The 24,060-nt window shown below is 67.2% G+C and carries 23 protein-coding genes; 6 read left to right on the top strand and 17 right to left on the bottom strand.

Annotated elements, in window-relative coordinates; translation table 11 throughout:
• Positions 1-10: 10 nt before the first annotated feature.
• The 8 genes from queE to ACVWYO_RS14830 form a co-directional block, all read right to left on the bottom strand.
• The gene (queE, locus tag ACVWYO_RS14865) at positions 11-643 is read right to left on the bottom strand and encodes a 7-carboxy-7-deazaguanine synthase (RefSeq protein ID WP_457352071.1); all 633 of its coding nucleotides are present in this window, start codon (positions 641-643) and stop codon (positions 11-13) included.
• Between the two features lie 4 nt (positions 644-647).
• Positions 648-1,358: a 7-cyano-7-deazaguanine synthase QueC gene (gene queC, locus ACVWYO_RS14860; RefSeq protein ID WP_457352069.1), complete on the bottom strand. Its 711-nt coding sequence runs from the start codon at positions 1,356-1,358 to the stop codon at positions 648-650.
• A 180-nt stretch (positions 1,359-1,538) separates the two neighbouring features.
• A complete protein-coding gene (locus ACVWYO_RS14855; protein ID WP_457352067.1) occupies positions 1,539-1,970 on the bottom strand; it encodes a DUF3617 domain-containing protein in 432 nt (143 codons plus the stop codon).
• A gap of 91 nt (positions 1,971-2,061) precedes the next feature.
• A complete protein-coding gene (gene hslO / locus ACVWYO_RS14850) occupies positions 2,062-2,976 on the bottom strand; it encodes an Hsp33 family molecular chaperone HslO (RefSeq protein ID WP_457352065.1) in 915 nt (304 codons plus the stop codon).
• Between the two features lie 117 nt (positions 2,977-3,093).
• Positions 3,094-4,011 carry an ornithine carbamoyltransferase gene (argF, locus tag ACVWYO_RS14845; RefSeq protein ID WP_457352063.1) on the bottom strand — a complete coding sequence of 306 codons (918 nt, stop codon included), beginning with the start codon at positions 4,009-4,011 and terminating at the stop codon, positions 3,094-3,096.
• 156 nt (positions 4,012-4,167) lie between these two features.
• Complete coding sequence (locus ACVWYO_RS14840) at positions 4,168-5,367, bottom strand: acetylornithine transaminase (RefSeq protein WP_457352061.1); 1,200 nt, start codon at positions 5,365-5,367, stop codon at positions 4,168-4,170.
• 120 nt (positions 5,368-5,487) lie between these two features.
• Positions 5,488-6,195, bottom strand: a complete 708-nt coding sequence (locus tag ACVWYO_RS14835; RefSeq protein WP_457352059.1) for a hypothetical protein — start codon at positions 6,193-6,195, stop codon at positions 5,488-5,490.
• 54 nt (positions 6,196-6,249) lie between these two features.
• Positions 6,250-7,098: an ABC transporter permease gene (locus ACVWYO_RS14830; protein WP_457352057.1), complete on the bottom strand. Its 849-nt coding sequence runs from the start codon at positions 7,096-7,098 to the stop codon at positions 6,250-6,252.
• Between the two features lie 63 nt (positions 7,099-7,161).
• Here ACVWYO_RS14830 and ACVWYO_RS14825 point away from each other — a divergent pair, with 63 nt between their 5' ends.
• On the top strand, positions 7,162-7,914 hold the full coding sequence (locus ACVWYO_RS14825; protein ID WP_457352055.1) for a GcrA family cell cycle regulator: 753 nt from the start codon (positions 7,162-7,164) through the stop codon (positions 7,912-7,914).
• 159 nt (positions 7,915-8,073) lie between these two features.
• Here the strand turns inward: ACVWYO_RS14825 and ACVWYO_RS14820 are convergent, their stop codons facing one another.
• Positions 8,074-8,943: an outer membrane protein gene (locus tag ACVWYO_RS14820; RefSeq protein WP_457352053.1), complete on the bottom strand. Its 870-nt coding sequence runs from the start codon at positions 8,941-8,943 to the stop codon at positions 8,074-8,076.
• 161 nt (positions 8,944-9,104) lie between these two features.
• Between ACVWYO_RS14820 and parE the strand changes: the two genes are divergently transcribed.
• From parE to ACVWYO_RS14805, 3 genes are all read left to right on the top strand, one after another.
• Positions 9,105-11,087 carry a DNA topoisomerase IV subunit B gene (parE, locus tag ACVWYO_RS14815; RefSeq protein WP_457352051.1) on the top strand — a complete coding sequence of 661 codons (1,983 nt, stop codon included), beginning with the start codon at positions 9,105-9,107 and terminating at the stop codon, positions 11,085-11,087.
• Positions 11,088-11,155: 68 nt separating this feature from the next.
• Positions 11,156-12,475, top strand: coding sequence for a serine hydrolase (locus ACVWYO_RS14810; RefSeq protein WP_457352049.1), 1,320 nt, complete (start codon positions 11,156-11,158; stop codon positions 12,473-12,475).
• Positions 12,476-12,569: 94 nt separating this feature from the next.
• Complete coding sequence (locus ACVWYO_RS14805) at positions 12,570-13,760, top strand: hypothetical protein (RefSeq protein ID WP_457352047.1); 1,191 nt, start codon at positions 12,570-12,572, stop codon at positions 13,758-13,760.
• A gap of 6 nt (positions 13,761-13,766) precedes the next feature.
• On the opposite strand, the gene ACVWYO_RS14800 is transcribed toward ACVWYO_RS14805, so the two are convergent.
• The 5 genes from ACVWYO_RS14800 to ACVWYO_RS14780 are packed head-to-tail and all read right to left on the bottom strand — an operon-like array spanning position 13,767 to position 17,001.
• On the bottom strand, positions 13,767-14,042 hold the full coding sequence (locus ACVWYO_RS14800) for a hypothetical protein (protein ID WP_457352045.1): 276 nt from the start codon (positions 14,040-14,042) through the stop codon (positions 13,767-13,769).
• Complete coding sequence (locus tag ACVWYO_RS14795) at positions 14,039-14,566, bottom strand: GNAT family N-acetyltransferase (protein ID WP_457352043.1); 528 nt, start codon at positions 14,564-14,566, stop codon at positions 14,039-14,041. Before ACVWYO_RS14795 ends, ACVWYO_RS14800 begins: the two co-directional genes overlap by 4 nt.
• Entirely contained in the window at positions 14,563-15,354 is a 792-nt protein-coding gene (locus tag ACVWYO_RS14790) for a LysR family transcriptional regulator (RefSeq protein ID WP_457352041.1), read from the bottom strand. Before ACVWYO_RS14790 ends, ACVWYO_RS14795 begins: the two co-directional genes overlap by 4 nt.
• Positions 15,355-15,400: 46 nt before the next feature.
• Positions 15,401-15,799 (bottom strand): Co2+/Mg2+ efflux protein ApaG, encoded by a 399-nt coding sequence (apaG, locus tag ACVWYO_RS14785; protein ID WP_457352039.1) that lies wholly within the window; start codon positions 15,797-15,799, stop codon positions 15,401-15,403.
• Positions 15,796-17,001, bottom strand: coding sequence for a trans-sulfuration enzyme family protein (locus ACVWYO_RS14780; protein ID WP_457352037.1), 1,206 nt, complete (start codon positions 16,999-17,001; stop codon positions 15,796-15,798). The genes apaG and ACVWYO_RS14780 overlap by 4 nt, the downstream gene beginning before the upstream one ends.
• A gap of 66 nt (positions 17,002-17,067) precedes the next feature.
• Here ACVWYO_RS14780 and ACVWYO_RS14775 point away from each other — a divergent pair, with 66 nt between their 5' ends.
• On the top strand, positions 17,068-18,402 hold the full coding sequence (locus tag ACVWYO_RS14775) for a phospholipid carrier-dependent glycosyltransferase (RefSeq protein ID WP_457355007.1): 1,335 nt from the start codon (positions 17,068-17,070) through the stop codon (positions 18,400-18,402).
• Between the two features lie 29 nt (positions 18,403-18,431).
• Here ACVWYO_RS14775 and ACVWYO_RS14770 read toward each other — a convergent pair whose 3' ends face one another.
• Positions 18,432-20,324: a methyl-accepting chemotaxis protein gene (locus ACVWYO_RS14770; RefSeq protein WP_457352035.1), complete on the bottom strand. Its 1,893-nt coding sequence runs from the start codon at positions 20,322-20,324 to the stop codon at positions 18,432-18,434.
• A gap of 72 nt (positions 20,325-20,396) precedes the next feature.
• Here ACVWYO_RS14770 and ACVWYO_RS14765 point away from each other — a divergent pair, with 72 nt between their 5' ends.
• A complete protein-coding gene (locus tag ACVWYO_RS14765; protein ID WP_457352033.1) occupies positions 20,397-21,605 on the top strand; it encodes a carbohydrate porin in 1,209 nt (402 codons plus the stop codon).
• Positions 21,606-21,885: 280 nt separating this feature from the next.
• Here ACVWYO_RS14765 and ACVWYO_RS14760 read toward each other — a convergent pair whose 3' ends face one another.
• Complete coding sequence (locus ACVWYO_RS14760) at positions 21,886-22,986, bottom strand: glycosyltransferase family 2 protein (protein WP_457352031.1); 1,101 nt, start codon at positions 22,984-22,986, stop codon at positions 21,886-21,888.
• Positions 22,983-24,035, bottom strand: coding sequence for a 3-isopropylmalate dehydrogenase (leuB, locus tag ACVWYO_RS14755; protein WP_457352029.1), 1,053 nt, complete (start codon positions 24,033-24,035; stop codon positions 22,983-22,985). The genes ACVWYO_RS14760 and leuB overlap by 4 nt, the downstream gene beginning before the upstream one ends.
• Positions 24,036-24,060 lie beyond the last annotated feature (25 nt).

The raw sequence follows: 24,060 nt of genomic DNA, 5'->3' as shown, positions 1-24,060 counted from the left end.
CTGGCCTGCCTCAGCGCAGGCCGAGCGCCTTATGCGCCTGCAGCGTCAGCCGCCACTGCGGGCGCGCCATGACGAGGTCGATCGCGGCGGCGTGATTGGCCTCGGCCACGGCGCTGTCGAGCGGCTGGATCAGATAATGCGCGAAGTCCCAGGTCTCGATCTCGGCGACGTCGCTTCCCGGCTGCGGCCAGACGAGCTTCAGTTCGTCGCCTTGACGCTGCACGACCTGGCTGCCGGCCTTCGGGCTGATGCACACCCAATCGATGCCGGGATGCACCGCGAGCGTGCCGTTGCTCTCGATCGCGATCTCGAAACCGGCGGCGTGGAGCGTATCCACGAGCGCATCGTCGACTTGCAGCATCGGCTCCCCGCCGGTCAGCACGACGAACCGATGCGCCGGGTCCGCGCCCCAGAAGTCTGCAACCGCCGCGACCAGCTCCGCCGCATCGGCGAACTTCGCACCGCCCGCACCATCGGTCCCGACGAAATCGGTGTCGCAGAACTGGCAGATCGCGCTCGCGCGGTCCTGCTCGCGCCCCGACCACAGATTGCACCCGGCAAAACGCACGAACACCGCGCGCCGCCCGGCCTGCACCCCCTCGCCTTGCAGCGTGAGGAACATTTCCTTGACCGCGTAGGACACCGGCTCAGACCGCGTAGGCGGTGGGATCAGGCAGGCCGGCTTCCTCGAAGCCCTTCTTGCGCAACCGGCAGCTGTCGCACGCGCCGCAATGCAGACCGCCCGGCGCCGGATCGTAGCACGACCAGCTGAGCGCCGGATCGATGTTCAGCCGCGCCGCTTCGCGGACGATGTCGGCCTTGGTCATATCCTGCAGCGGCGCATGGATGCGGAACGGGCTGCCCTCCACACCCGCCTTGGTGGCGAGCTCGGCGAGGCCCTCGAACGCGGCGATGAATTCGGGGCGGCAATCGGGATAGCCCGAATAATCGAGCGCATTGACGCCGATGAACAGATCGCGCGCACCCGCCGCCTCGGCCCAGCCGAGCGCGAGGCTAAGGAAAATCGTATTGCGCGCGGGCACATAGGTCACCGGGATGCCGGGCTGCACGCCGTCCTTGGGCACGTCGATGTCCGCAGTCAGCGCCGATCCGCCGAACGCCGCGAGATCGAGCGGCAGAACGACGTGCCGCTCGGCTCCCAGCACATGCGCGATGCGCCGCGCCGAGGCGAGCTCGAGCCGGTGCCGCTGGTTATAATCGACCGACAATGCGAGCAGGCGATAGCCCGCCTCGCGCGCAAAGGCCGCGGCGACCATCGAATCGAGACCGCCCGACACCAGGACGACGGCAAGCGGCGCGACGCCCGCAGGCGCTGCTGAAACAGGTTGGTTTGTCATAATATCCCGCGGGTACCCCCCGCTTTCGCATTACGCAAGCGCAGCCCCCCTAGAAAAACGGGCCGCCCTTAGGCGGCCCAGGGGGTGCCCATCTCTGGGCGATTGGGAGAAAAAGCGTGCGGTAGAAAGAAGTGCACACGCCGGTCTAGCCACCAAAGATTAAAAAGACCCTTAACGCGATCACTTAAGCCGCATCGTACCCGCCGCGCAGTCACCGACCCGGCGCGCCTCATATTGCTCGTCGAACGGCGCGCCGCCGAGAATGCCCTGCGTCTCGAGATTGAAGTTGCGCTGCGTCGCGACCTTCACACTTGTCTGGCCATGGCCGGTGCCGGGGCAGACATAGGTCACCCGCGCGACATTGGCGTCATCGACCAGGACGGTGTGCTGACATTGCGCGTTGCCATGACCGAACTGGATCAGCGGACGCGCATCGCCGATGCAGATCAACCGCGGCGGCACGTCGCCATCGACCGCCTTGAACTGCCACTCGCCTGGCTCGATCCGCGCGAGCGCGGCCAGCGTCGGCGCCCCAGCAGGCGCTGCGGCGGCCAGACCGCCCGTCGCCGCAAAGACCGCAATCATCCCGCGCACCACATTCCGCACTTGCATTGTATCGATCCCCGTCCGGCGGCGCGCCAATGCGCGGCCGGGCTGATTCCAGACCCGTATCTGGGGATACACCCGTGCTGTTACAATGCGTTTACGTAACGATCTCGCGCGCGGCGGGAACCGGGAATTTGGTCGCGCAGAAGGCGCAATCGACGAAGATCACGCCATTTTCGTCCGCCATCGCCTGTTGCTCTGACGGCGGGAATTTGCCGAGCACCTGCGCGATGTAATCGGGCGAGCAACGGCAGCCGCGCGCGAACGCGGTCTCGCCGTGGAGGCGCACTTCCTCCTCCTCGTTGAACAGCCGCCAGACGAGCGTCTCGAGCGGCAGCGCCGGATCGGCAAGCTCGTCGGCCGCCATCGTGCCGCCCAGAATCGCGACATGCTCCCACTCGGGATGGTCGAGCCGCGTGTGGAGCCGCTCGCGGCCATCCTCACCCTCGGGGAGATGCTGGAGCAACAGCCCGCCCGCGACGCGCTTGCCGTCAGCCGCGCGGCCGACACCGACGCGGACCAGGGTCGGGATCTGCTCAGACTGCAGGAAATAATGCTCGGCCGCTTCGCTCAGCGACGTGCCGTCGAGCGGGACGATGCCCTGATAGCGCTCGCCCGTCGTCGCCTGGTCGAAGGTGATCGCGAGATAGCCTGCGCCGAATAGAGCGAACAGGCTGGGATCTTCCGGCCCCGCGGCGAGGCGGTCGGCGTCGTATTGGACATAGCCGCGCAGTTCGCCGCCGCGATAATCGCACACCAGCAAGGTGACGATCCCGCTCTGCGTCTGCGCCTGCATCGTCAGCTGGCCGCCGGCATCCTTGAGCGTCGAGCCGATCAGCGCGGCGAGCGTCAGCGCCTCGGCGAGCAGCGCCTCGATCGCGGGCGGATAGGCGTGCGCGGCGAGGATGGTGTCGAGCACCGGACCCAGCCGGACGATCCGACCGCGCGCGTGGCGCTGCGGGATGGTGAAGCCGAGCGCGCGGTCGGTGTCGGTGGTGATCGGATCGGTCATCGCAAACTTTCGTCACCCCAGCGAACGCTGGGGTCTCATGGGGCTCGGGAGCGCCCTACAGCCAGGAGATCCCGGCCTTCGCCGGGATGACGGATATCGTGGACTTTGAGTCTGGGTTCAACCGATCTGCTCGAAGCACCAGCGCAGCACCGATTTCTGCGCATGCAACCGATTCTCCGCCTCGGGCCAGATCAGCGACTGCGGGCCGTCGATCACCTCGGGCGTTACTTCCTCGCCGCGATGCGCGGGCAGGCAGTGGAGGAACACCGCCGCGGGATTGGCCTGCGCCATCAGCGCGGCATCGACCTGATACGGCAGCATCGCCTTGAGCTTGGTGTCGGCATGCGCCTGCCCCATCGAGATCCACGTATCGGTGATGACGACATCGGCGCCCGCCACCGCCTCGGCCGGGTTCGAGACGACACGCGCGCGACCCGAGCCGTGGCCGATCACCGCGTCGTCGGGCTGGAAGCCCTGCGGGCACGCCGCGACGACGTCGAACTGCATCAGCCCGGCGGCCTCGACGATCGAGGCGAGCACGTTGTTGCCGTCGCCGAGCCAGGCGACCTTGAGACCCGGCAGCGGCTTGCCCGCTTCGAGGATGGTCAGCAGGTCGGCCATGATCTGGCACGGATGCGAATCGTCGGTCAGGCCGTTGATCACGGGGATGGTCGCATAATGCGCCATTTCCTCGAGCTTGGCGTGATCATCGGTGCGCAGCATGATCGCGTCGCAATAGCCCGACAGCACGCGTGCGGTATCGGCGACGGTTTCGCCACGGCCGAGCTGGGTGGTGCCCGAATCGAGGATCACCGAGCTGCCGCCGAGTTGGCGGATCGCCATGTCGAAACTGACGCGTGTACGGGTCGAGCTCTTCTCGAACACCATCGCGAGCGTGTGGCCCGCGAGCGGGGCGTCGGCATCGGGCTTGCCCTTGGGCCAGCCGGCGCGCGCCGCCTTGCGGTCGAGCGCATCGGCGAGCATCGCGGCCACGCCATCGGGAGCGGCATCGGAAAGCGAGAGGAAGTTACGCATCCTAAATCCTTAATTCCCTCTCCCTCTGGGAGAGGGAGGGAGCGGCGAAACCCCGGAAGGGTGAGGACAGGGTGTTGGCGTGCGCTGCCCCCACCCTTCCCACTCGGCTGCGCCGAGCGGGCCCCTTCCCTCTCCCAAAGGGAGAGGGAGTTTGCTTTATGCCGCCACCGCCACGGGCGCGAAACTGCGCGCGCCGTCGCTCAGTTTCTGGACGAACTCGGCGATATGCGCGTCCTCGATCACCAGCGGCGGCAGCACGCGGACGACATTCTCGCCCGCCGACACCGTCAGCAACCCGTGATGGTCGCGCAGATGCGCCACGAAATCGCGCGCGACGATCGCGTCCTTGAGCTTGATCCCGAACATCAGCCCCTTTCCGCGCAGGCTGTCGAAGATCTGGTCGTAATTCGGCATCATCTGCTCGACCGAGGCGCGCAACCGTTCGCCCATCGCGGTGACATGGTCGAGAAAGCCCGGCTCGAGCATGACGTCGAGAATCGCCTCGCCCGCCGCCATCGCCAGCGGGTTGCCACCATAGGTCGAGCCGTGGGTGCCGAACACCATGCCCTTGGCCGCTTCCTCGGTCGCGAGGCACGCGCCGAGCGGGAAACCGCCGGCAATGCCCTTGGCCGAGGACAGGATGTCCGGGGTGACGCCGTAATGCTCATACGCCCACATCTTGCCGGTCCGGCCATAGCCGCACTGGACTTCGTCGAGCACGAGCAGCAGGCCGTGCTCGTCGCACGCCTTGCGCAAACCCTGCAGGAATTCGGTCGTCGCCGCCGAGACGCCGCCCTCGCCCTGGATCGTCTCGACCATGAAGCCCGCCGTCGTATCGTCGATCAGCGCGAGCGCCGCCTCGAGATCGTTGAACGGCGCGTAAGCGAAGCCCGGCAACAGCGGCTCGAAGCCGTCACGCATCTTGGGCTGGTTGGTCGCCGAGATCGCCCCCATCGTCCGCCCGTGAAAGGCATTGTTGAAGGTGATCAGCGTGGTGCGCTGCGGATTTCCGGTGACGAAATGATAGCGCCGCGCGGTCTTGATCGCGCATTCGACCGCTTCGGTCCCCGAATTGGTGAAGAACACCGTGTCGGCAAACGAATTCTCGACGATCCGCTGCGCGAGATGCTCGCCCTGCGGGCTGCCATAGAGGTTCGACACGTGCATCAGCGTTGCCGCCTGCTTGGCAATCGCCTCGACCAATTTGGGGTGGCCGTGGCCGAGCGCGTTGACCGCGATTCCGGCGGCGAAATCGAGATATTGCTCGCCTTGCTCGCCGTACAGATAGCAGCCTTCGCCTCGCACCGGGCGTACGCCGCACCGCGGGTACACAGGCATCAAAGCGGGGGTCGACACGGGCCGTCTCCTGAAAAAGCAAAAGGGCGACCCAACCGGTCGCCCGAGTCCCGTTTTACGAAGATGCCGCCGCAAGCGCAACACCGTGCGGCACCCCGCGGGTTATAGGCACGGACGGGGCTATTGCGACGGGCCGACCGGTGCGATCTTCATGCCGTCGTGGAGTTGATCGACTCGCGTCAGCGCGACCCATTCGCCCTTCTGCAGCCCGGCGCTGACGCCGATGCCGTCGGGCGTCTGTTCTCCGAGCGTCACCGCGCGCCGCTGCACCCGCGCGCTCGCCAGATCGACGACATAGACCGCCGCCGCGCCGCTATGCGGGCCGAGAATCGCGCTTGGCGGGACCGCGAGCATCGTCGTGCCGGCACCCGTGGCGACGATCCGCGCGCTCGCCGACTGGCCGGCGGCGAAGCGCGAATCGCGCGGCAAGGTGACTTCGACCGCGGACGTCGCGTCCTTCGCTGGTGCGACCTTCACGACGCGGCCGACGACGACGTCGTCCGCAAAGGCCGGGAAACGGACCTGCGCCGTCGCGCCGAGCGTCACCCGCGCTGCGGAATCGGCCGGCAGCGTGGCGATCAGGCTGAAGCCGTTGGGCGCGCCCCTCGCAGTCGGGACTGCGCGCCCGGGAATGGCCTCCGCAGAGCGTGCGACGACCTTGCCCGGCCCGGTGACGGTAGCCGCAAAGACGGTGCCGCCGACTTGCGCGATGCGGACCTGCGGGGCTTGTGGGGCCTGAGGCGTTTGCGCGGCCGCTGACTGGCGCGGCGCCGGCGTGCCGCACGCAGCGACGAGCAAGCCCGTTCCAAGTCCGATCCAAATCCGCATCACCGACTCCTCTTCACCGGCCGATACGCGATTCGCCTGCGAAAGAAACGCCCCTTAGTTCTTGATCTTCCAGCCCGAGCGCAGCAGCGCGTAGCACAGGATGCCGAGCGCAACGTCGATCGCGAGGATCACCACGCCGCCGACCAGCACGGGCGAATCGGCGGTGCCGAGAAAGCCGTACCGGAAGCCCGAGATGATGTAGAAGAACGGATTTACATGGCTGAACGCGCGGAAGGCGGGCGCGAGCGTGTCGACCGAATAGAAGGTGCCCGACAACAACGTCAGCGGCGCGATCACGAAATTCTGCACGGCCGCCGCATGGTCGAACTTCTCCGCCCAGATCGAGGTCAGCACACCGACCAACGCGAGGAACGCCGCGCCGAGCAGCCCGAACCACAGGATCGCGAGCGGATGGTGCGGCACGAGGTGGACACCGGGCCACAAGGCCATTGCAACCGAAACGGCGAGCCCGACGCAGATCGCGCGCGTCACCGCACCGCCGACCATCGCGACGAGCAATTCGGCGGTCGACAGCGGCGGCATCAGATAGTCGACGATGGTGCCCTGGATCTTGCCGACCAGCAGCGAGAAGCTCGCATTGGCAAACGCGTTCTGCAGCATCCCCATCACGATCAGCCCGGGCGCGATGAAGTCGGCGAAGGGAACCGCGACCCCACCGACCATCACGGGGCGTTTTCCGCCGGTCGCGACCGTGAAAATGATCAGAAACAGCAGGGTCGTAATCGCCGGCGCCCAGATCGTCTGCAGCTGCACCTTGAAGAAACGGCGCACCTCCTTGATATAGAGCGTTCGAAGACCGCCCCAATTGACATTCCGGATGACCGGAACGCCGGGAGCGTTCATCATTGGACGAATTTCGCCGATTGGGGGCTGGCTGCTCATGGGGGTGTCGCTAAAGACTGCCGCCGCCGCCCGCAACCCCGGCAAGACGATTGGGAAAATTGAATGAGCTGGACCGACGAACGCATCGATACGCTGCGCAAGCGCTGGGAAGCGGGACAGACCGCAAGCCAGATCGCCGAGGAACTGGGCGGCGTCAGCCGCAACGCCGTCATCGGCAAGGCGCATCGCCTCGGCCTGCAGTCGCGCCCCTCGCCGGTGAAGCCGAACGAGCCTGCGGCAGCTGCCGCCGCTGCTCCAACGCCAGCACCCGCGCCGACAGCGCCGCCCAAGGCCGCAGCACCGCCCGCACCGGCACCGGCGCCCAAGCCAGCGCCCCCTGCCCCGCGTCCCGCGGTCGTCGCAGCGCCCCCGGTCGCTGAGGTCGAGGACGAGGAAGAAGAGGAAATCGCGGTCGAGGCCGATAGCGACGACGACACCGACGAGGCCGACGCCGCCCCCGTCGTCGTACGTCCCGCGCCCCCGATCCTGCGGTCGGTCGGCCCTGGCGGCTTCCTGCGCCAGGCACCCGGCGAGCAGCAGGCGCCGATCACGCCCGCGCCGCCGCGTCGTCTCGTGCCGGCAAAGCCTTCGCCCGAGATGGCGGGCAAGACGACCTTGCTCGATCTCAACGACAAGATCTGCAAATGGCCGATCGGTCACCCGGGCGAGCCCGACTTCCACTTCTGCGGCGACAAGGTGAACCCCGGTTTCCCGTATTGCGTCGGGCATTGCGGCCATGCGTATCAGGCGCAGCTTCCGCGCCGCGATCGCCGTCCTGCGCCGCCACTCCCGTTCGGCGGCCCGCGCGCACGGTGATCGCGCGATGCCGCCCGCGCCGATCGGGTGGGGGGCGGCGGGTCGCGGCGTGACCGCGGCGATGCTTTAAAGGGATGAGGGTCTTCCGCTGTCCGAATTCGGAGAAGACCCTCACCCGTTCCTCTCCCGTCATCGACGGGAGAGGATGACGCCCGCGTCCTAGAAGCGGAAGTTCGCGGTCGCGCGAACACTGCTCCAGCGGAACTTCGGATCATTGCGACGGAAGTCGGTGCCCGTGGTGTTGGGCGCCAGCACGAACGGGTTGGTCGCCGGCGCGGCCCCGCGCGTCACGCGGACGCGGTAATCCTTGTCGTTGTACTGGTTGTACAGATACTCGAGACCGACCGAGAAGTGACGACCGAGCTTCTGCTCGATGCCGCCGCCTGCGACAAAGCCCCACGCGTCATGCTTGCTGCCGTTGTCGGTAAAGGTATTGGCGGTGTTGCTCGTGGCGAAGCTCGACTTGGTCTTCGCATATGCGCCGCCGCCGGTTGCGTAGAACAGCGTCTTGTCGAACGCATAGCCGGCGCGCAGGCGAGCGTTAGCGTTGAAGTCGATCTTGCGCGTCATCGTGTAGCTGGCGGGCGTGGTGCTGAACGCCGAAACGCTATCGCGCACTTCGCTCTTGCCGAACTCGCCGACGACACCGAACACGAGATGGCCATACTGCTTGTCGAAGCCGATACGGCCCGAATAGCTGATATTGTCCTTGTCGTTGGTGCAGCCTGTCAGCTTGCCGCTGCTGGTCGCGCGACCGTTGCAGAAGCCAGCGCCCGGCTGGGCAGCGGTCGCAACGAAGGCGTCCGCGCCGGTCGCGGTGGTGACGGACTCGGTGAACGCGCCGTCGAGGTTGCGGTCGAACAGGATCGCCGAGCGCGTATCGTTGGGCTGCGCGTCGAAGCCGACGGTGCCACCGACATACAGGCCGTCGAACGGCTTGGGATCGGCCTCCTGCGCCATCGCCGGAACCGCAAACGTCAGGCCGGCAACCAGCGTGGTCGCGGCGGAAAGAAGAGATTTTGTACGCATAGAAACTCCTGGAGTTGCTGACTCAGCGCAGGAGAGACGTCCGAGCGGGACCGTTGGCCGCATCAACATGAACATTCTGTCATGTTGATGTTAATATATCACACCGGTAGCTGACGACGCAGTGGTTGGCAGCAGCGCCACCGCGGCCCTATAGCGGTGGCATGTCCGAAGACCTGTTCGCCGCCACCCCGAAACATCAGCCGACCGATTATGACGCCTCCTCGATCGAGGTGCTCGAGGGGTTGGAGCCGGTCCGCCGTCGCCCGGGCATGTATATCGGCGGCACCGACGAGCGCGCCTATCACCATCTCGCCGCCGAAGTGCTCGACAACGCGATGGACGAAGCGGTCGCGGGGCATGCGACGCGGATCGAGATCGAACTCCATGTCGGCAACAAACTGGTCATCGTCGACAATGGCCGCGGCATGCCGGTCGACCCGCATCCGAAGTTTCCCGGCAAGTCGGCGCTCGAAGTGATCATGTCGATGCTCCATTCGGGCGGCAAGTTCGAGGGCAAGGCCTATGCCACCTCGGGCGGCCTCCACGGTGTCGGCGTCAGCGTGGTCAACGCGCTGTCGAGCGACACGGTGGTCGAGGTCGCGCGCAACCGCGAACTCTACCGCCAGCGTTTCTCGCGTGGCGATACGCTCGGGCCGCTCGAGCATGTCGGCGCAGCCCCCAATCGGCGCGGCACCTCGGTCAGCTTCGTTCCCGACGAGCAGATCTTCGGGCCCGAGATGCACTTCAAGCCGGCGCGGCTCTACAAACTGGCACGCTCCAAGGCCTATCTCTTCGCCGGCGTCGAGCTGCGCTGGAAATGCGCGCCTGAACTCATCACCGACGACACGCCGGCCGAGGCGGTGTTCCAGTTCCCCGGCGGCCTCGCCGACCATCTGCGCGAGCAGATCGGCACGCGCGAATGCGCGACGACCGATTTCTTCGTCACCCGCCAGGATTTCCCCGGCAGCGCCGGCCGCGTCGAATGCGCGGTCGCCTGGCCGCTGTGGAGCGACGGCTCCTACTCCTGGTATTGCAACACCATCCCCACCCCCGACGGCGGCACGCACGAGGCGGGCCTGCGCAACGCTTTGGTCAAGGGCATCCGCGCGTTCGGCGAATTGGTCGGGCAGAAGAAGGCCAAGGACATCTCGGCCGAGGACATCATGACCGGCAGCGAGTTGATGCTCTCGGTCTTCATCCGCGAGCCGCAATTCCAGAGCCAGACCAAGGATCGGCTCTCGAGCCCCGAGGCGACTCCCTTGGTCGAGAAAGCGGTCCGCGACCATTTCGACCATTTTCTCAGCAACAATATGGAGCGCGGCAAGGCGCTGCTGACCTATGTCATCGAGCGGATGGACGAGCGGCTCGCGCGCAAGGCCGAGCGCGAGGTCAAGCGCAAGACCGCGACGTCGGCGCGGAAACTCCGCCTGCCGGGCAAGCTCACCGATTGCGCCTCGGCCGGCCCCGAGGGCACCGAGATCTTCATCGTCGAGGGGGATTCGGCCGGTGGCTCGGCCAAGCAGGCGCGCGATCGCAAGACGCAGGCGATCCTGCCGATCCGCGGCAAGATCCTCAACGTCGCCTCCGCGACGATGGCGAAGATCGCCGGCAATTCGGAAATCGCCGATCTGATCCAGGCGCTCGGCTGTGGCACGCGGAAAACCTGCGTGGCCGAAAACCTGCGCTACGAACGCGTCGTCATCATGACCGATGCCGACGTCGACGGCGCGCATATCGCGACGCTGCTGATGACCTTTTTCTTCCAGGAAATGCCCGAGATCGTCCGCGCGGGGCACGTCTATCTCGCACAGCCGCCGCTCTATCGCCTCACCTCGGGCACCAAGAGCCTCTACGCGATGGACGACGCGCACCGCGAGCTGCTCGAAAAGACCGAGTTCAAGGGCAAGAAGGTCGAGATCGGGCGCTTCAAGGGTCTCGGCGAGATGAACCCGATGCAGCTGCGCGAAACGACGATGGACCCCAAATCGCGCGCGATGCTGCGGATCACGCTGCCGCAGGAATATGAGGGCCGCGCCGTCACCAAGGATCTGGTCGACCGGCTGATGGGCACCAACCCCGCGCACCGCTTCGCCTTCATCCAGGAGAATGCCGCGCGGCTCGACGAGGCGGCGATCGACGCCTGAACCGCGGCTTTCGGACGCCGCACCACTGCGATACGCTGCGATGCAGGCTAGGTGACGGGGGACGCACGGTGATTTGCAGGGTCGTTTTGCTCGTCTCGCTATTGGGGCTCGTCGCGCCTGCCGTCGCACAAAACCCGCCGACGGCCGCGGCCGTGGCGAGCGACCCGCTCCGCACGCGCGCGCAGGCGCTGCTCGGGATCCTTGGCGGCGGCGGCGACACTGCGGCGGAGTTCGATCCGATCTTCCTCGCGCAAATCCCCGACGCAAAGATCCGAACGATCGCCAGGCAATTGTCGGACGCCTTCGGCGCGCCGCTGGCGATCGAGTCACTGACGGCCGCGACCCCGCAGAGAGCAAGTCTCAACGTCCGCTATGCGCGCGGAAGCGTGGCGATGACGATGACGGTCGAGCCGAGCGCGGCGCATCGCATCGTCGGGCTGCTCGTCACTGGCACGGCCTCGGGCGAGGCCTCGCTCGACCAGATCGTCGCGACGATCGGCACGCTGCCGGGGGTCGCGGGATTCGCGCTCGCGCGCCTCGGCGACGGCGCGCCGAGCGTGCTGCATGCGGCCAAGTCCGACACCGACTTTGCGATCGGCTCGGCGTTCAAGCTCGCCATCCTGTCGGAGGCGATCCGCGCGACCAATGTGGGCGAACGGCGGTGGGACGATCTCGTCACGCTCGATGGCGCGCCGCTTCCCGGCGGGTTTTATACGCAGCAGCCGGCGGGCACCAAGGTCACGCTGCGCGAACTCGCGCAGAAGATGATCTCGGTCAGCGACAATAGCGCGACCGACATCCTGCTCGCCGCGCTCGGCCGCGCGAAGGTCGAGGCGATGCTGCCGGTGATCGGCTGGCGCGACGCTGCCCGCAACCGCCCCTTTCTTAGCACGCTCGACGTCTTCAAGCTCAAGGGCACGCCGGATGGCGCGCTCGGCAAGCGCTGGCTGACGCTCGACGAAAGCGGCCGCCGCGCGCTGCTTGCGAAGGAGGTCGCCGCGACGCCGCTGAGCGCGATCGATCCGGCGATGTTCCGGCGCGGCGTGCCCGTGATGCTCGACATCGAATGGTTCGCCAGCCCCGCCGACCTGATCCGAACGATGGACTGGATTCGCCGCAACACCGAGACCGGCCCCGGTGCCGAGGCGCGCGCAATCCTCGCGATCAACCCCGGCGTCGGCCCGCTCCAGGCGGCGCACTGGGGCTATGTCGGCTACAAGGGCGGGTCGGAGCCGGGCGTGATCGAGATGACGCTGCTGCTGCAGTCCAAGGCGGGCGTCTGGTATGCGCTCGCGGCGAGCTGGAACAATCCAGCGGCGGCGGTGGACGATGCGCGCTTCGTGGCCTTGGTGAGCAGGGCGGTGGATCTCGTTGCGGCAAACCCGTGATCTCGGCGTCGATTACTTCAAACAACTTTGGAATCGACAGATATCCTTTTGAAGCATATCTTTCCCGGCAACTATAGCAGCCTGGAGTGTTGCCATGTTTCGAACGACGTCGTTTGCCTTGGTCGCGCTGCTCACCACCGCCGCAGCACCCGCCCAGCAGCCGCTTCCGGCACCTTCGACCGGTGGCCGGGACATCGTCGTCACGGGAACCCCCCTCAAGGATCTGCGCACTGCGCTGGCGCGGTGTCTTGACCAGCATTGCCCGCCCGACAAGGACATCGACGCCACGCTGGCGGTGGCGGAGGCGCAGTTCGTCGCCGGCCAATACCGCGATGCGCGCGCGACGATGCTCAAGTCGATCGATCGCAACCGGCGCTTCGCCAAGACTTATCCCGAGCCCGTGTCCGACCTCTATCGCGCGCATTCGCGCGTCGCGGCGCATCTTGGCGAGGATGGCGCCTATTTCGGTAGCGCGCTCGACGTGGTCAGCACGCTCAAGGCCGGCTTCCCGGACGACGATTGGCGTGTGCTCGGCGCGAAGATCGAATTGGGGGACGCGTACTTCAAGACCGGACGGTTCGAGGATGCGGTCGGCCTCTACCGCAGCGTCGCGCGGCGCGCGCACGAGCTGCACCTTGGCCGGGCGGAAGGCATGGCGCTGCTCAGCATCGCCAACGCCTATGTCGCCGCCTCGCGCGTCCGCAACGACGGCTATTATGCAGCGGCGCTGAAAGCGTGCGACGCCGTTCGCGCCGCGACCGACCCCGCGATCGCGCCGTTCGGTGCCGCCGCCACCGTGCTCAAGGCAAAGCTCGCGGTAAAGGCCGGCGATCCCGGCGCGGTGGGTCAGCTTGTCGCGACCTATCGCACGCTTGCGAACGGGGCGACCAAGCCGGTGCTGCTCTATGCACCGACGATCGATCGTCCGCTCCTGGCCTATCTCGAATTTCCGGACGGTGAGGCGATGAAGGGAGGCGACCACAATTTTGCGGATCAATGGGTCGACATCGGCTTCAGCATCGCGTCCGACGGCACCGTCGACGAGGCCGAAGTGCTCCGCCAGAGCCCACAATATTCCGGCAAATGGGCGCAACCCGTGGTGGCTGCGATCCGGGGCAGGCGGTATGCACCAAACGCTACGGGGCCAGGCACGTCGCGGGTCGAGCGCTATACCTATACCGCGAAGTGGGAGTTCGAGACCGGTTCGCGGATCCGGGCGCGTCGCCCCGTCCCCAAGATCGAAGTCCTCGACTTGACGCGCGATCCCGCGCCGGTCGCTTCCTGACGCGCGCTACCGCCGCATCCGCGCCTGATGATATTTCGCGCGGACGATGATGCCCGCAAGGAGATGCAGTGCGGCAACGCCGAGCAGGAACAGCGGCAGGATCATCGGCACTTGTGGCCAATAGCGCGCGCGCAGCGCTGCGAGCAGCGCGCCCGCGACGGCGAGCGCGACGCCCATCCAGCGGATCGGCCGCGCAACCATGCGCAACTCGGCCTTGTAGGCGGCACGCTGTACGGGGTCGTTGAGGTCGGGCGGCGGTGCAGCGGCCGTGTCTTTGGTCATCGATCGGTCCATTCGCTGGCGAGGAGTCCCCACAGGATCGTGTCGCGGACCCCGATATGCGTTTCCCACTCGGCGCGCAGGCGCCCCTCGCGCCGGAAGCCGAGCGTTTCGAGCAATGCGTTGGAGGCCGCGTTGTCGGGGTCGGTATCGGCGAACACCCGGCGCTGCTGCTCGACGCGGAACACCTGGTCGAGCACTGCGCTCACCGCCTCGCGCGCGATCCCGCGGCCCCACTGGTCGCGCGCCAGCATATAGCCGATCTCCGAGACGCCCGGCCGCTTCGCGCCTGCCGCGACGAAGCCGATCACGCGATCGTCGCCGTGCAGGGTGATCGCCCAGCCGCGCCACACATCGAACGGCTCGGCAAATTTCGCGCGGGTCTGCGCGACCGACTCGTGTGGGCCGTGCGACCAATAGGTCATCAGGCCGGGGTCGGAGAAGCTGGGAAACAGCGCGTCGGCGTCATCCGCGGTGCGCTGGCGCAACCGCAGCCGCGCGGTTTCGAGGACCGGGATGCTGCTCATGTCGTCAGCGAAGCGACGAGCGTCTTGACCTTCTTCTGGCGCCACTGGGGGGTCGGCGCGACGAGCCAATAGCCGAGCCGGTAGGCCTTGGCCTCGCCCAGCGCGACGACGCGCCCGCTCGCGAGATCGGCGGCGGCGAGCAGTTCAGGCACGGTCGCGCGCCCCAGCCCTTGTGCCGCGGCATCGAGCGCGAGCCCGGCATCGCCGACGCGCACCAGCGACGACGACTCGTCGTCGATACAGCCGGGCCAGGCGATCCGCGTATCGACCCCGCCCGCGGCGCGCTCTACCGTCACCATCCCGGCCGAGGCGATCGCCTCGCCCTCATGCCCGCCCGGGCCATCGCCCCAGCGGATCGCGAGATCGAGATTGGCCTCGGTAAAGTCGATGGTTTCATCGGCCGAGATCAGCACGAAGCGCAATTCGCCATCGGCGCGCGCGATATCGGCGAGGCGCGGCATCAGCCATTTCTCGGTCAGGTCACGCGGCGCGGCGATCGTCAGCGACTTGCTCGTCTGACCTGCCTGCATCGCGCGAACGGCTTCCTCGAACTGCAGGAAGCCGTGGCGCAGCGGCGCGAGCCCCGCCTCGCCTTCCGGGGTCAGCTCCAGTCCCTTGGTGGTACGGCGGAACAGCACGACGCCGAGCGTATCCTCGAGCGCGCGGATCTGCTGCCCGACCGCGGCGGGGGTGACCGCGAGCTCGTCGGCGGCGCGCGTGAAGCTCAGGTGGCGCGCGGCGGCGTCGAGCACGCGCAGGCCGTTGAGCGGGAGGTGGGTGCGCTTCATGTCTTACGCGCCTCCCGCTTGCCGGAGGGAAGAAATGAGAACGCCCTCACGCCCCCACCGCCGGCGCGAGCAACGCGAATTTCGGGATATCGACGTCGAAGGCCGAACCGTCCTCGGCGATCATGCGATAGCTGCCCAGCATCGAGCCGGTCGGCGTCGAGAGCGGGCAGCCCGAGACGTAATCGAAGCTCTCGCCCGGTGCGATCATCGGCTGTTCGCCGATCACACCCTCGCCCTCGACCGAATGGCGCGCGCCGCGCCCATCGGTGATGATCCAGTTGCGCGTCAGCAGCTGCACGCCCAGCGCGCCGGCATTCTCGATGCGGATGTGATAGGCCCAGAACCAGCGCCCGCGCGCCGGCTCGGACTGTTCGGGCAGGAAACTGACCGCGACGCGGACGATCACGCCGCGCGTCTCTGCAACGTACGGGAACAGCGCCTTCACAGGCCGACCGCCGTCAGCGCCTGGTCGAGATCGTCGATCACGTCCTGCGCATCCTCGAGCCCGACATTGAGCCGCAACAGCCCTTCGGTCACCCCCATTTCAAGGCGCTTGTCCTCAGCGACGCCGTAATGCGTGGTCGACGCCGGGTGCGTCATCAGCGAGCGCGAATCGCCGATGTTGTTCGAGATGTCGACGAGGTTGAGTCCGTCGAGCAGCCCGTGCGCCTGTTTGCGATCGGCCACTTCGAACGCGAAGATCGGCCCGCACGCCTCCATCTGCGACATTGCGAGAGTATGCTGCGGATGGCTGGCGAGGCCGGGGTGCAGCATGCGCGGCACGCGGGCTTCGAGGAAAGCGCCGACCTTGAGGCTGTTCTCGCTCTGCCGGCGGATGCGCAGGTCGAGCGTCTCGAGTCCCTTGAGCACGACCCACGCGTTGAACGCGCTGAGCGTCGGGCCGGTGTTGCGCGTGAAGGGCAGCAGCGTGTTGGTGATGAAATCCTCGGTCCCGCACACCGCACCCGCAAGCACGCGCCCCTGCCCGTCCATCATCTTGGTCGCGCTATAGGCGGTGACGTCGGCGCCGAACTCCATCGGTCGCTGGAGCGCGGGTGTGGCAAACGCATTGTCGACCACCGAGGTGATGCCGCGCGCGCGCGCGATGTCACAGACCGCCTTGAGATCAACGATATCCATCGTCGGGTTCGCAGGCGTTTCGAAGAAGAACACCTTTGTGTTGGGCTTCGCAGCATCCTCGAATTGCTGGGGGTCGCGCGCGTCGACGACGGTCGTCTCGATGCCGAACTTCGGGAGCAGCGTATCGACCAGCCAACGGCACGAGCCGAACGCCGCACGGCCCGCGACGACATGGTCGCCGGCCTGCAGCTGACATAGCAGCACCGCGGTCATCGCCGCCATGCCCGTCGTCATCGTGCGGCAGGCTTCCGCCCCCTCGAGCAAGGCGATGCGCCCCTCGAGCATCTCGACCGTCGGGTTCTGCAACCGCGAATAGGTCATGCCCTGCTGCTCGCCGGCGAACCGCGCGGCGGCGTCGGCGGCGCAATCGTACGCATAGCCCGAGGTGAGGAACAACGCCTCGGACGTCTCGCCCCATTCGCTGCGGGCGGTGCCGCCGCGCACGGCTTGCGTAGCGGGGCGCCATTGGCGCGTGATGCTCTGGTCCTGGCCGGTGCGACGTTTCATGGGCGTTGCTTTGCCGGGGGCGAGGGTGGCGCGTCAATGGGGTGCGCGTCTACGCGCTTGAAAGCCATGCTGTTCGGCTGGATAGAAAGGCGGGTGAGCGCCCTCTCCCCCAAAGCCGCGACCAGCCCGTATCGCGCAGCCGCGCTGATCGCCTTGCTGGCGCAGATGCTGTTCAGCTATCGTCTGACGGTCCCGTCGAAACTGATGTTCGACGAGGTGCATTACGTCCCCGCCGCGCGGATGCTGATCGCGCTGTCGGGGCCGCGCAACATCGAGCATCCCCTGCTCGCCAAGGAGATCATCGCGGGCGGCATCCTGCTGCTCGGCGACAACAGCCTGGGGTGGCGCTTCTTCTCGACGCTCGCCGGCACCGCGACGGTGCTCGGCGTATTCGCGATCGTATGGCTGATGCTCGGGCGCGTTCGTCCCGCCGTGTTCGGTGCGCTGTTTGCGCTGTTCAACTTCACCGTCTTCATCCAGGCGCGAATCGCGATGCTCGACGGCTTCATGGCGGCGTTCACGCTGCTCGGCGTCGCCAGCCTGTTCTGGGCGATGCGCGCGGAAACCGCGCACAGCGCGTGGGGGCGCTGGATCGTGGGGAGCGTGCTGCTCGGCCTGGCTGTCGCGGCGAAGTGGATCGCAGCCCCGTTCGTGGCCTATGCCGCGATGGGTTTCGTCGTCGTGCGGCTCGCCGAGGCGCACCGCACCGGCCGCTCGGTCTACGCCGCGCTCAACGCGCGACCCGCGCGCGGGCGGCACCGCCACTGGCCGGGCATGGCGGCGATCCCGGCGATCCTCGTGCTAGCGGTCGTGAGCATCGCGACGTATTTCGCGACCTTCGCGCCCGCCTTCTTCTACACGATCGAGCCGCTGACGCTGCGCACGCTGCTCCCCTTCCAGCTGACGATGTACGGGCAGCAAACGCAGGTGCTGCCGCCGCATACCTATCAGTCGCGCTGGTGGAGCTGGCCGGTGATGCTTCGCCCGATCTGGTATCTCTACGAACGGACCGACGGCGCGCAGCGCGGCGTGCTGATGATCGGCAACCTTGCCATCCTGTGGGGCGGGCTCGTGGCAGTCGCGGCGTGCCTGTATCGCGGCGCGCGCGCGCGCGATCTGCGCCTGCTGGCGGCGGCGGGGCTGTGGATCGGCAGCTATGTCGTGTGGATCGTCATCCCCAAGTCGCTCGGCTTCTTTTATTATTACTATCTGCCGAGCATCTTCCTGTGCGTCGCGCTCGCGGTCGCGCTCGACCAATTCCGCCGGGGGCGGCAGTGGGACATGGCGGTGCTCGGCGCCGCGGTCGCGCTGTTCGCGGTCTTTTATCCGATCCTCTCGGCGGTGCCGTTATGGGGCCCGAAGGCGTTCCAGGTGTGGACGTGGTTTCCGAGCTGGGTCTAGCCAGCCCGTCTCCAGCTCGGCGCGCATCATCAGAACGAAGTCCAGTCGTCGCCGCCACCAGCGGAGACCGCCATCGCCGGCACGGCTCGCGCCGGTGCGCTCGCCGGACGCGACGGCTTGGACGCGCGCCCGGTCGCGTGCCCGGTCGCGTGCCCCGCAGGCGCACGATTGGGCTGGTGCCCGGCGCGGCCAATCGTGAATTTTGCGGTCTGCTGCGCAAGCCCGACGGCTTCGGACGCGAGGTTTCGGGCCGAGGCCGATGCCTGTTCGACCATCGCGGCATTTTGCTGCGTCGCCCGATCCATCGAATTGACCGCCGTGGTCACCTCCGTGACGCTGGTCGACTGCGCCAGATTGTCGGCAGCGATGTCGGCCAGCAGCTTGTGGACTTCGCCCACATCGTTGGAGATGTCCGACAGCGCGCCGTCGACTTGCTGGACGCGGCTGACCGCGGTGCCGATTTCGGCCTGGGTCGCGGTGAGCTGTTCGCGCGCATGCCCGGCTTCTTCCTCGGCGCGCATCGCCAGCGCCGAGACGAGATCGGCAACGACCGCGAAGCCGCGCCCGGCATCGCCCGCACGCCCGGCCTCGACCGCGGCGTTCATCGCGAGGACGCGCGTCTGGAAGGCGATCTTGTCGAGCCCCTCGATCACGTCGTCGATTCCCTTCGCGCTTTCGCTGACCCGCATCATCGCCTGGACCGACTCGTCGGTCACCGCGCGACCGCTTGCGACGGTCGTCATCGCGCCATCGGCGCGATCGACGGTTCGCGCAGCAGCGCTCGCGGTCGCCTGCAAGCGCTTGTCCATCTGGGCGATCGCCGCCGCCGTCTCCTCGAGACTTGCGGCAGTATTCTCGGTCCTCCGCGCCAGATCCTCGCTCGCATGCGCGATCTCGTCGGAGCCCGTCCGGATCGTCGCAGCGCTTTCGGCGACCGAACCGATCAGCGTCCGCAACGTGCCGACCGCGCTGTTGAAATTGTCCTTGAGCCCAGTGAACGGGTGCTGAAGGTCTGCATCGACCGTCGCGGTCAGGTCGCCCTCGGCCAGCGCGGTCAGCGCGGTGCCGAGGCTTTCGACGATGAGCTGCGCTTGCGCGCGTTTTGACGCCTCGGCCGCCTGCAGCTGATCGCGGAACGCCAGCATCGCCTTGGCCATGTCGCCCAGTTCGTCGCCGCGATCGGCACCGGCGACTGCGACGTCGAGGTTCCCGCTCCCCAACTCGCGCATCGTACCGGCGAGGATTTCGATCGGGCGAACGACCCGACTCGTCGCCATCCGCACAAAAGCGAAGGTTCCCGCGATCCCGACCGCCAGGACGATCACGAGCAGAACCATCGCATAGGTGCCGAGCATCCTGGCGTTGGCGGATGTTTGCTGGGCATGCGCGACGATCGCGTCGGATGCCTTGCCCATCGAGGTTTCGAGGATGCGGAATTGGACGAAGAAGGATGGCAGGTCGCGCTTCGCCCCCGCTGGATCGTTTTCGGACTCCGTGAAGATGCGCGCCGCCGCGTTGGCATAGGTCTCCATCGGCGCGGCAAGCTGCGATGTCACCGCCTCGACGTCGGCCGAACCGCGATACGCCGAATCGGCCGCGATCCCCTTGCGGAGCTCTTTCACATGGTCATCGAAATCGGCCTGGATGTCCTTGCGCTTGAGCCCGCTTTGCGGATCCGCCGCCTGCAGGATCGCCAGAATGTCGGAGCGGACGGCATCGTGCATCATGTCGGCCAATTCGTGGTTGGCGAGCAGCGATGCCGCTTCATCCTGTCGGGCGAAGGCACTCGATTGCAACCATGCAGCGCCGATTCCGGTGCCACCGCACACGACCATCAAGGCCAATAAGGCGGCGCCGGACAGCCGGATCGCTCGGCTGAGCGACATCTGGCTGCGTACCTGCATCATCGTTGAGGAAGTCATCGACCCGCGCACTCCGTCCAAGGTGGAATTCATCCTATAATAGGACGAACTACCCCAATCGAGCGATTAATGATGAAGATAGCCTATAGGACTTTGGTTTTCTGGCACTTTCTCGCTGCGGTTGGCGGCTGGACGGGCCCCGCGCTTGCCCAATCCCCCGCGACGGAAACCACTCCGCCACCGCGCGCGATCACGCTCGACGGTCGCTATGTCTTCGATGTCATCGGCGTGGCGGCCGGCGGCGACACGCGGGGCGCGGGAGCGCTGGGCAATATCGAGCTGACCGCCGAGGGCGATTTGAGTCGTCTGGTCGGCTGGCGGGGCGCCCGCATGCACGTCCACCTGCTGAGCAATCACGGGCGCGCGATCAACGACCTTGCGGGCACGTTGCAGGGCATCGACAATATCGAAGTCGCCGACGGCCGCACCAAGCTGTACGAAGCGTGGATCGAGCAGGGCTTCGCGAACGATCGGCTCTCGCTGCTGGTCGGCCTGTCGGATCTCAACGCCGATTTCTACCAGAACGACGCCGCCGGACTGTTGATCGCTCCGGCGTTCGGGATCGGTTCGGAATTCGCGGCGACCGGCCCGAATGGACCGTCGATCTTCCCGTCGACGGCGCTCACCGCCCGGCTCAATATCGCGGTAACGCCGTCCGCCTATCTGCGCGCCGCCGTCGTCGATGCGCGCGCCGGCGTCCTCGGGGACGACGGCGGCGTCGATCTGACGCTGCGCGAAGGCGCGTTGCTGATCGCCGAGGGCGGCAGCACGCGCGGCGGCGGCAAGCTCGCGCTCGGGCTGTGGCAATATACGCGGCGACAGGACGATCTGTACGCGGTCGATCCGACCGGCGCCCCGCTCCGCCGGATCGCGCGCGGTGCCTATGTCCTGCTCGATCAGCGCCTCGTGAGGAACGACACGCGGGGCCTCTCGATGTTCGTGCGGGCCGGCCTGTCCGACGGTGCGACGACGCCGTTCCGCGGCGGGTTCCAGGCAGGTCTGCTCGCGCACGGGATCATCCGGGGGCGGCCCGACGGGCAACTCTCCCTTGGCGTGGCTCACGCGCTGCTGTCCTCGGGCATGAGGGCGCAGTTGCGCGACGCGGGCGATCGTCCGGGCGCGGGCGAAACCGGACTCGAACTGACCTATCAGGACCGCGTGACACCCTTCCTGTCGGTCCAGCCCGACGTGCAATATATCCGCCGGGCCCATGGCTCGGGCACCGCGCGCGGCACGCTGGTTTTCGGGTTGCGGATCATCGCGGCGTTCGCGCGCCGGTGACGGCCGCGGAAAGCGACATGGTAGCGCGGCGGGTACCACCGACGGCGTGCAGGGCGGACGGTTTTCGAGCGGGGTCGAGCGCTCAATAGGTGACGGTCAGGTCGGCGGCATCGACCGGATCCGATGCCCCGAAATTGGTGTCCAACGAGGACTGTGTGCAACGCACCGCTCAGAGACGGGGTCTCCGTCTGCATCTTGACCGACTATCTAGGCGTTGAGACTTTCGCGGCGATCTGATCGCAGCGAGGGGCGCGCGGCCAGTGTGCGGAGGCGTACCCGCTTAGTACCGCCCCCACACGAACCGCGACGACAGCGCGTAATTCCACACCGCCGCGACCATCAGCCCCGCCATTGCCGATATCGCCCAGGTGCCGTGCTCCATCTCGTACAGGAACGACGCCACGCCGACATTCGCCGCCGCGCCGATGCCGCACACCAAGCAGAACGAGATCCACCCGTCGAACAGCGCGCGCGTGCCCTTGAGCCGCCGCTCGCGATAGGTAAGCGCGTTGTTGAGGAAGAAGTTGAAAGTCATCGCCACGACAGTCGCGATGATCGTCGCGCCGACGAAATTGACCGCTTCCTTGCGGAACAGCGCGTAGAGTACCGTGAGATGCACCAGTGCACCGAGCGCCCCGATGCCCGAAAACATCACGAAGCGCACCGGCACGATCCGGCCGAACAGCCGATCATAGATGGCGATCAGGAATTCCATCGCGACGACATAATCGAGCTTGCTCTCGCCCTCGGTGCGCAGGCGGAAGGTATAGGGCAGCTCGAGAGAGTTCAGCGGCCGCGGGCTCGCGGTCATGATGTCGAGCAGGATCTTGAAGCCGATCGCGGAGAGATGCGGGATCAGGTCGCGCGCGATCTGCGTGCGCATCATGAAGAAGCCGCTCATCGGATCGCTGAGATCGGCCTTGAGCACGCGCCGCGACAGCCGCGTGGCCAGCGCCGATTTGTTGACGCGGTCCTGGTCCCAATCGCCCGTCCCGCCACCTTCGACGAAGCGCGAGCCGATCACCACGTCGAGCGCTGGATCCGCGTTGAGCGCGTCGAGCATCGCCGGCAGGATCGTCTCGTCATGCTGGAGGTCGCCGTCGATCACCGCCACCACCGGCGCGGCGGTCGCGCACATCCCCTCGATGCACGCCGAGGACAGGCCGCGCCGCCCGAAGCGCTGGATCACGCGGACGCGCGGGTCGGTCAGACCAAGCTCGCGCGCCGCCTGCGCGGTGCCGTCGGGGCTGTCGTCATCGACGAAGATCGCCTCCCACGCGCGCCCCGCGAGCGCCGCGTCGAGCTTGGCGATCAGCAGCGGAACGTTGCGCAGCTCGTTGAACGTCGGGATGACGACCGCGAGCTCGAGGCGTGGGATCATTGCAGGGCGGCCAGCACCGCATCGCCCATCGCCGTCGTCGAATGGCTGCCGCCGAGATCGGGCGTCCGCGCGCCGCTGCCGATCGCCGCGATCACCGCCGCCTCGATCCGCTGTGCCGACGCTTCGTCCGACAGCGAATGCCGCAGCAGCATCGCCGCCGACAGGATCGCCGCGCACGGGTTCGCCTTGCCCTGCCCGGCAATGTCGGGCGCCGAGCCGTGGATCGGCTCGTACAGCCCGCACGTGCCGGTCCATTCGTTGAGCGACGCCGAGGGCAGCATCCCGATCGAGCCGACGCACATGCTCGCCTGGTCGGACAGGATGTCGCCGAACAGATTGCCCGTCACCACCACGTCGAACGCGCCGGGATTGCGCACCAGCTGCATCGCGGCGTTGTCGACATACATGTGGGTGAGCTTGACCTCGGGATAATCGAGCGCGACCTCGTTGACGATCTCGCGCCACAGCTGCGAGGTTTCGAGCACGTTGGCCTTGTCGACCGAGGTCAGGATCTTCTTGCGGCGCTTGGCCATCTCGAAGCCGACGCGGGCGATGCGCGCGACCTCGGCCTCGTCATAGCGCATCATGTCATGGCCTTCGCGCAGGCCCATCTTGGTATGGCCGCGGCCCTTGTCGCCGAAATAGACGTCGCCGGTGAGTTCGCGGACGATCACCATGTCGATCGAGCGCGCGACTTCGGGGCGTAGCGCGGAGGCATTCTCGAGCCCGGGGAACATCGTCGCGGGGCGCAGATTGGCGAACAGGCCGAGCGCCTTGCGCAAGCCCAGAATCGCCTGTTCGGGGCGCAGCGTGCGTTCGAGCCCGTCCATCTCGGGGTCGCCGACCGCGCCGAACAGGATCGCATCGGCGCGGTGCGCCAGCTCGAGCGTCTGCGGCGGGAGCGGATGGCCGAGCGCGCGATAGGCGGCGCCGCCGACCAGGCCGTCTTCGAACTGGTGGTCGAGCCCCAGGGCGTCGAGCACGCGGCGCGCTTGCGTGGTGACTTCGGGGCCGATGCCGTCGCCGGCGAGGATCGCGATCAGTGCCAAGGTGCAGTTCCCTTCAATTGCCCCG

It is taken from the genome of Sphingomonas sp. UYP23 (genome assembly GCF_054059235.1).
Note: the sequence above shows the minus strand (reverse complement) of the source record. Positions and strands in the feature narration are given on the sequence as shown.

Bases quoted from the DNA above. Each gene is read 5' to 3' on its own strand.
- queC (WP_457352069.1), bottom strand. From the start codon at position 1,358: ATGACAAACCAACCTGTTTCAGCAGCGCCTGCGGGCGTCGCGCCGCTT.
- ACVWYO_RS14855 (WP_457352067.1), bottom strand. From the start codon at position 1,970: ATGCAAGTGCGGAATGTGGTGCGCGGGATGATTGCGGTCTTTGCGGCG.
- hslO (WP_457352065.1), bottom strand. From the start codon at position 2,976: ATGACCGATCCGATCACCACCGACACCGACCGCGCGCTCGGCTTCACC.
- argF (WP_457352063.1), bottom strand. From the start codon at position 4,011: ATGCGTAACTTCCTCTCGCTTTCCGATGCCGCTCCCGATGGCGTGGCC.
- ACVWYO_RS14835 (WP_457352059.1), bottom strand. From the start codon at position 6,195: ATGCGGATTTGGATCGGACTTGGAACGGGCTTGCTCGTCGCTGCGTGC.
- ACVWYO_RS14830 (WP_457352057.1), bottom strand. From the start codon at position 7,098: ATGAGCAGCCAGCCCCCAATCGGCGAAATTCGTCCAATGATGAACGCT.
- ACVWYO_RS14825 (WP_457352055.1), top strand. From the start codon at position 7,162: ATGAGCTGGACCGACGAACGCATCGATACGCTGCGCAAGCGCTGGGAA.
- ACVWYO_RS14820 (WP_457352053.1), bottom strand. From the start codon at position 8,943: ATGCGTACAAAATCTCTTCTTTCCGCCGCGACCACGCTGGTTGCCGGC.
- parE (WP_457352051.1), top strand. From the start codon at position 9,105: ATGTCCGAAGACCTGTTCGCCGCCACCCCGAAACATCAGCCGACCGAT.
- ACVWYO_RS14805 (WP_457352047.1), top strand. From the start codon at position 12,570: ATGTTTCGAACGACGTCGTTTGCCTTGGTCGCGCTGCTCACCACCGCC.
- ACVWYO_RS14800 (WP_457352045.1), bottom strand. From the start codon at position 14,042: ATGACCAAAGACACGGCCGCTGCACCGCCGCCCGACCTCAACGACCCC.
- ACVWYO_RS14795 (WP_457352043.1), bottom strand. From the start codon at position 14,566: ATGAGCAGCATCCCGGTCCTCGAAACCGCGCGGCTGCGGTTGCGCCAG.
- ACVWYO_RS14790 (WP_457352041.1), bottom strand. From the start codon at position 15,354: ATGAAGCGCACCCACCTCCCGCTCAACGGCCTGCGCGTGCTCGACGCC.
- ACVWYO_RS14780 (WP_457352037.1), bottom strand. From the start codon at position 17,001: ATGAAACGTCGCACCGGCCAGGACCAGAGCATCACGCGCCAATGGCGC.
- ACVWYO_RS14775 (WP_457355007.1), top strand. From the start codon at position 17,068: ATGCTGTTCGGCTGGATAGAAAGGCGGGTGAGCGCCCTCTCCCCCAAA.
- ACVWYO_RS14770 (WP_457352035.1), bottom strand. From the start codon at position 20,324: ATGACTTCCTCAACGATGATGCAGGTACGCAGCCAGATGTCGCTCAGC.
- ACVWYO_RS14765 (WP_457352033.1), top strand. From the start codon at position 20,397: ATGAAGATAGCCTATAGGACTTTGGTTTTCTGGCACTTTCTCGCTGCG.
- ACVWYO_RS14760 (WP_457352031.1), bottom strand. From the start codon at position 22,986: ATGATCCCACGCCTCGAGCTCGCGGTCGTCATCCCGACGTTCAACGAG.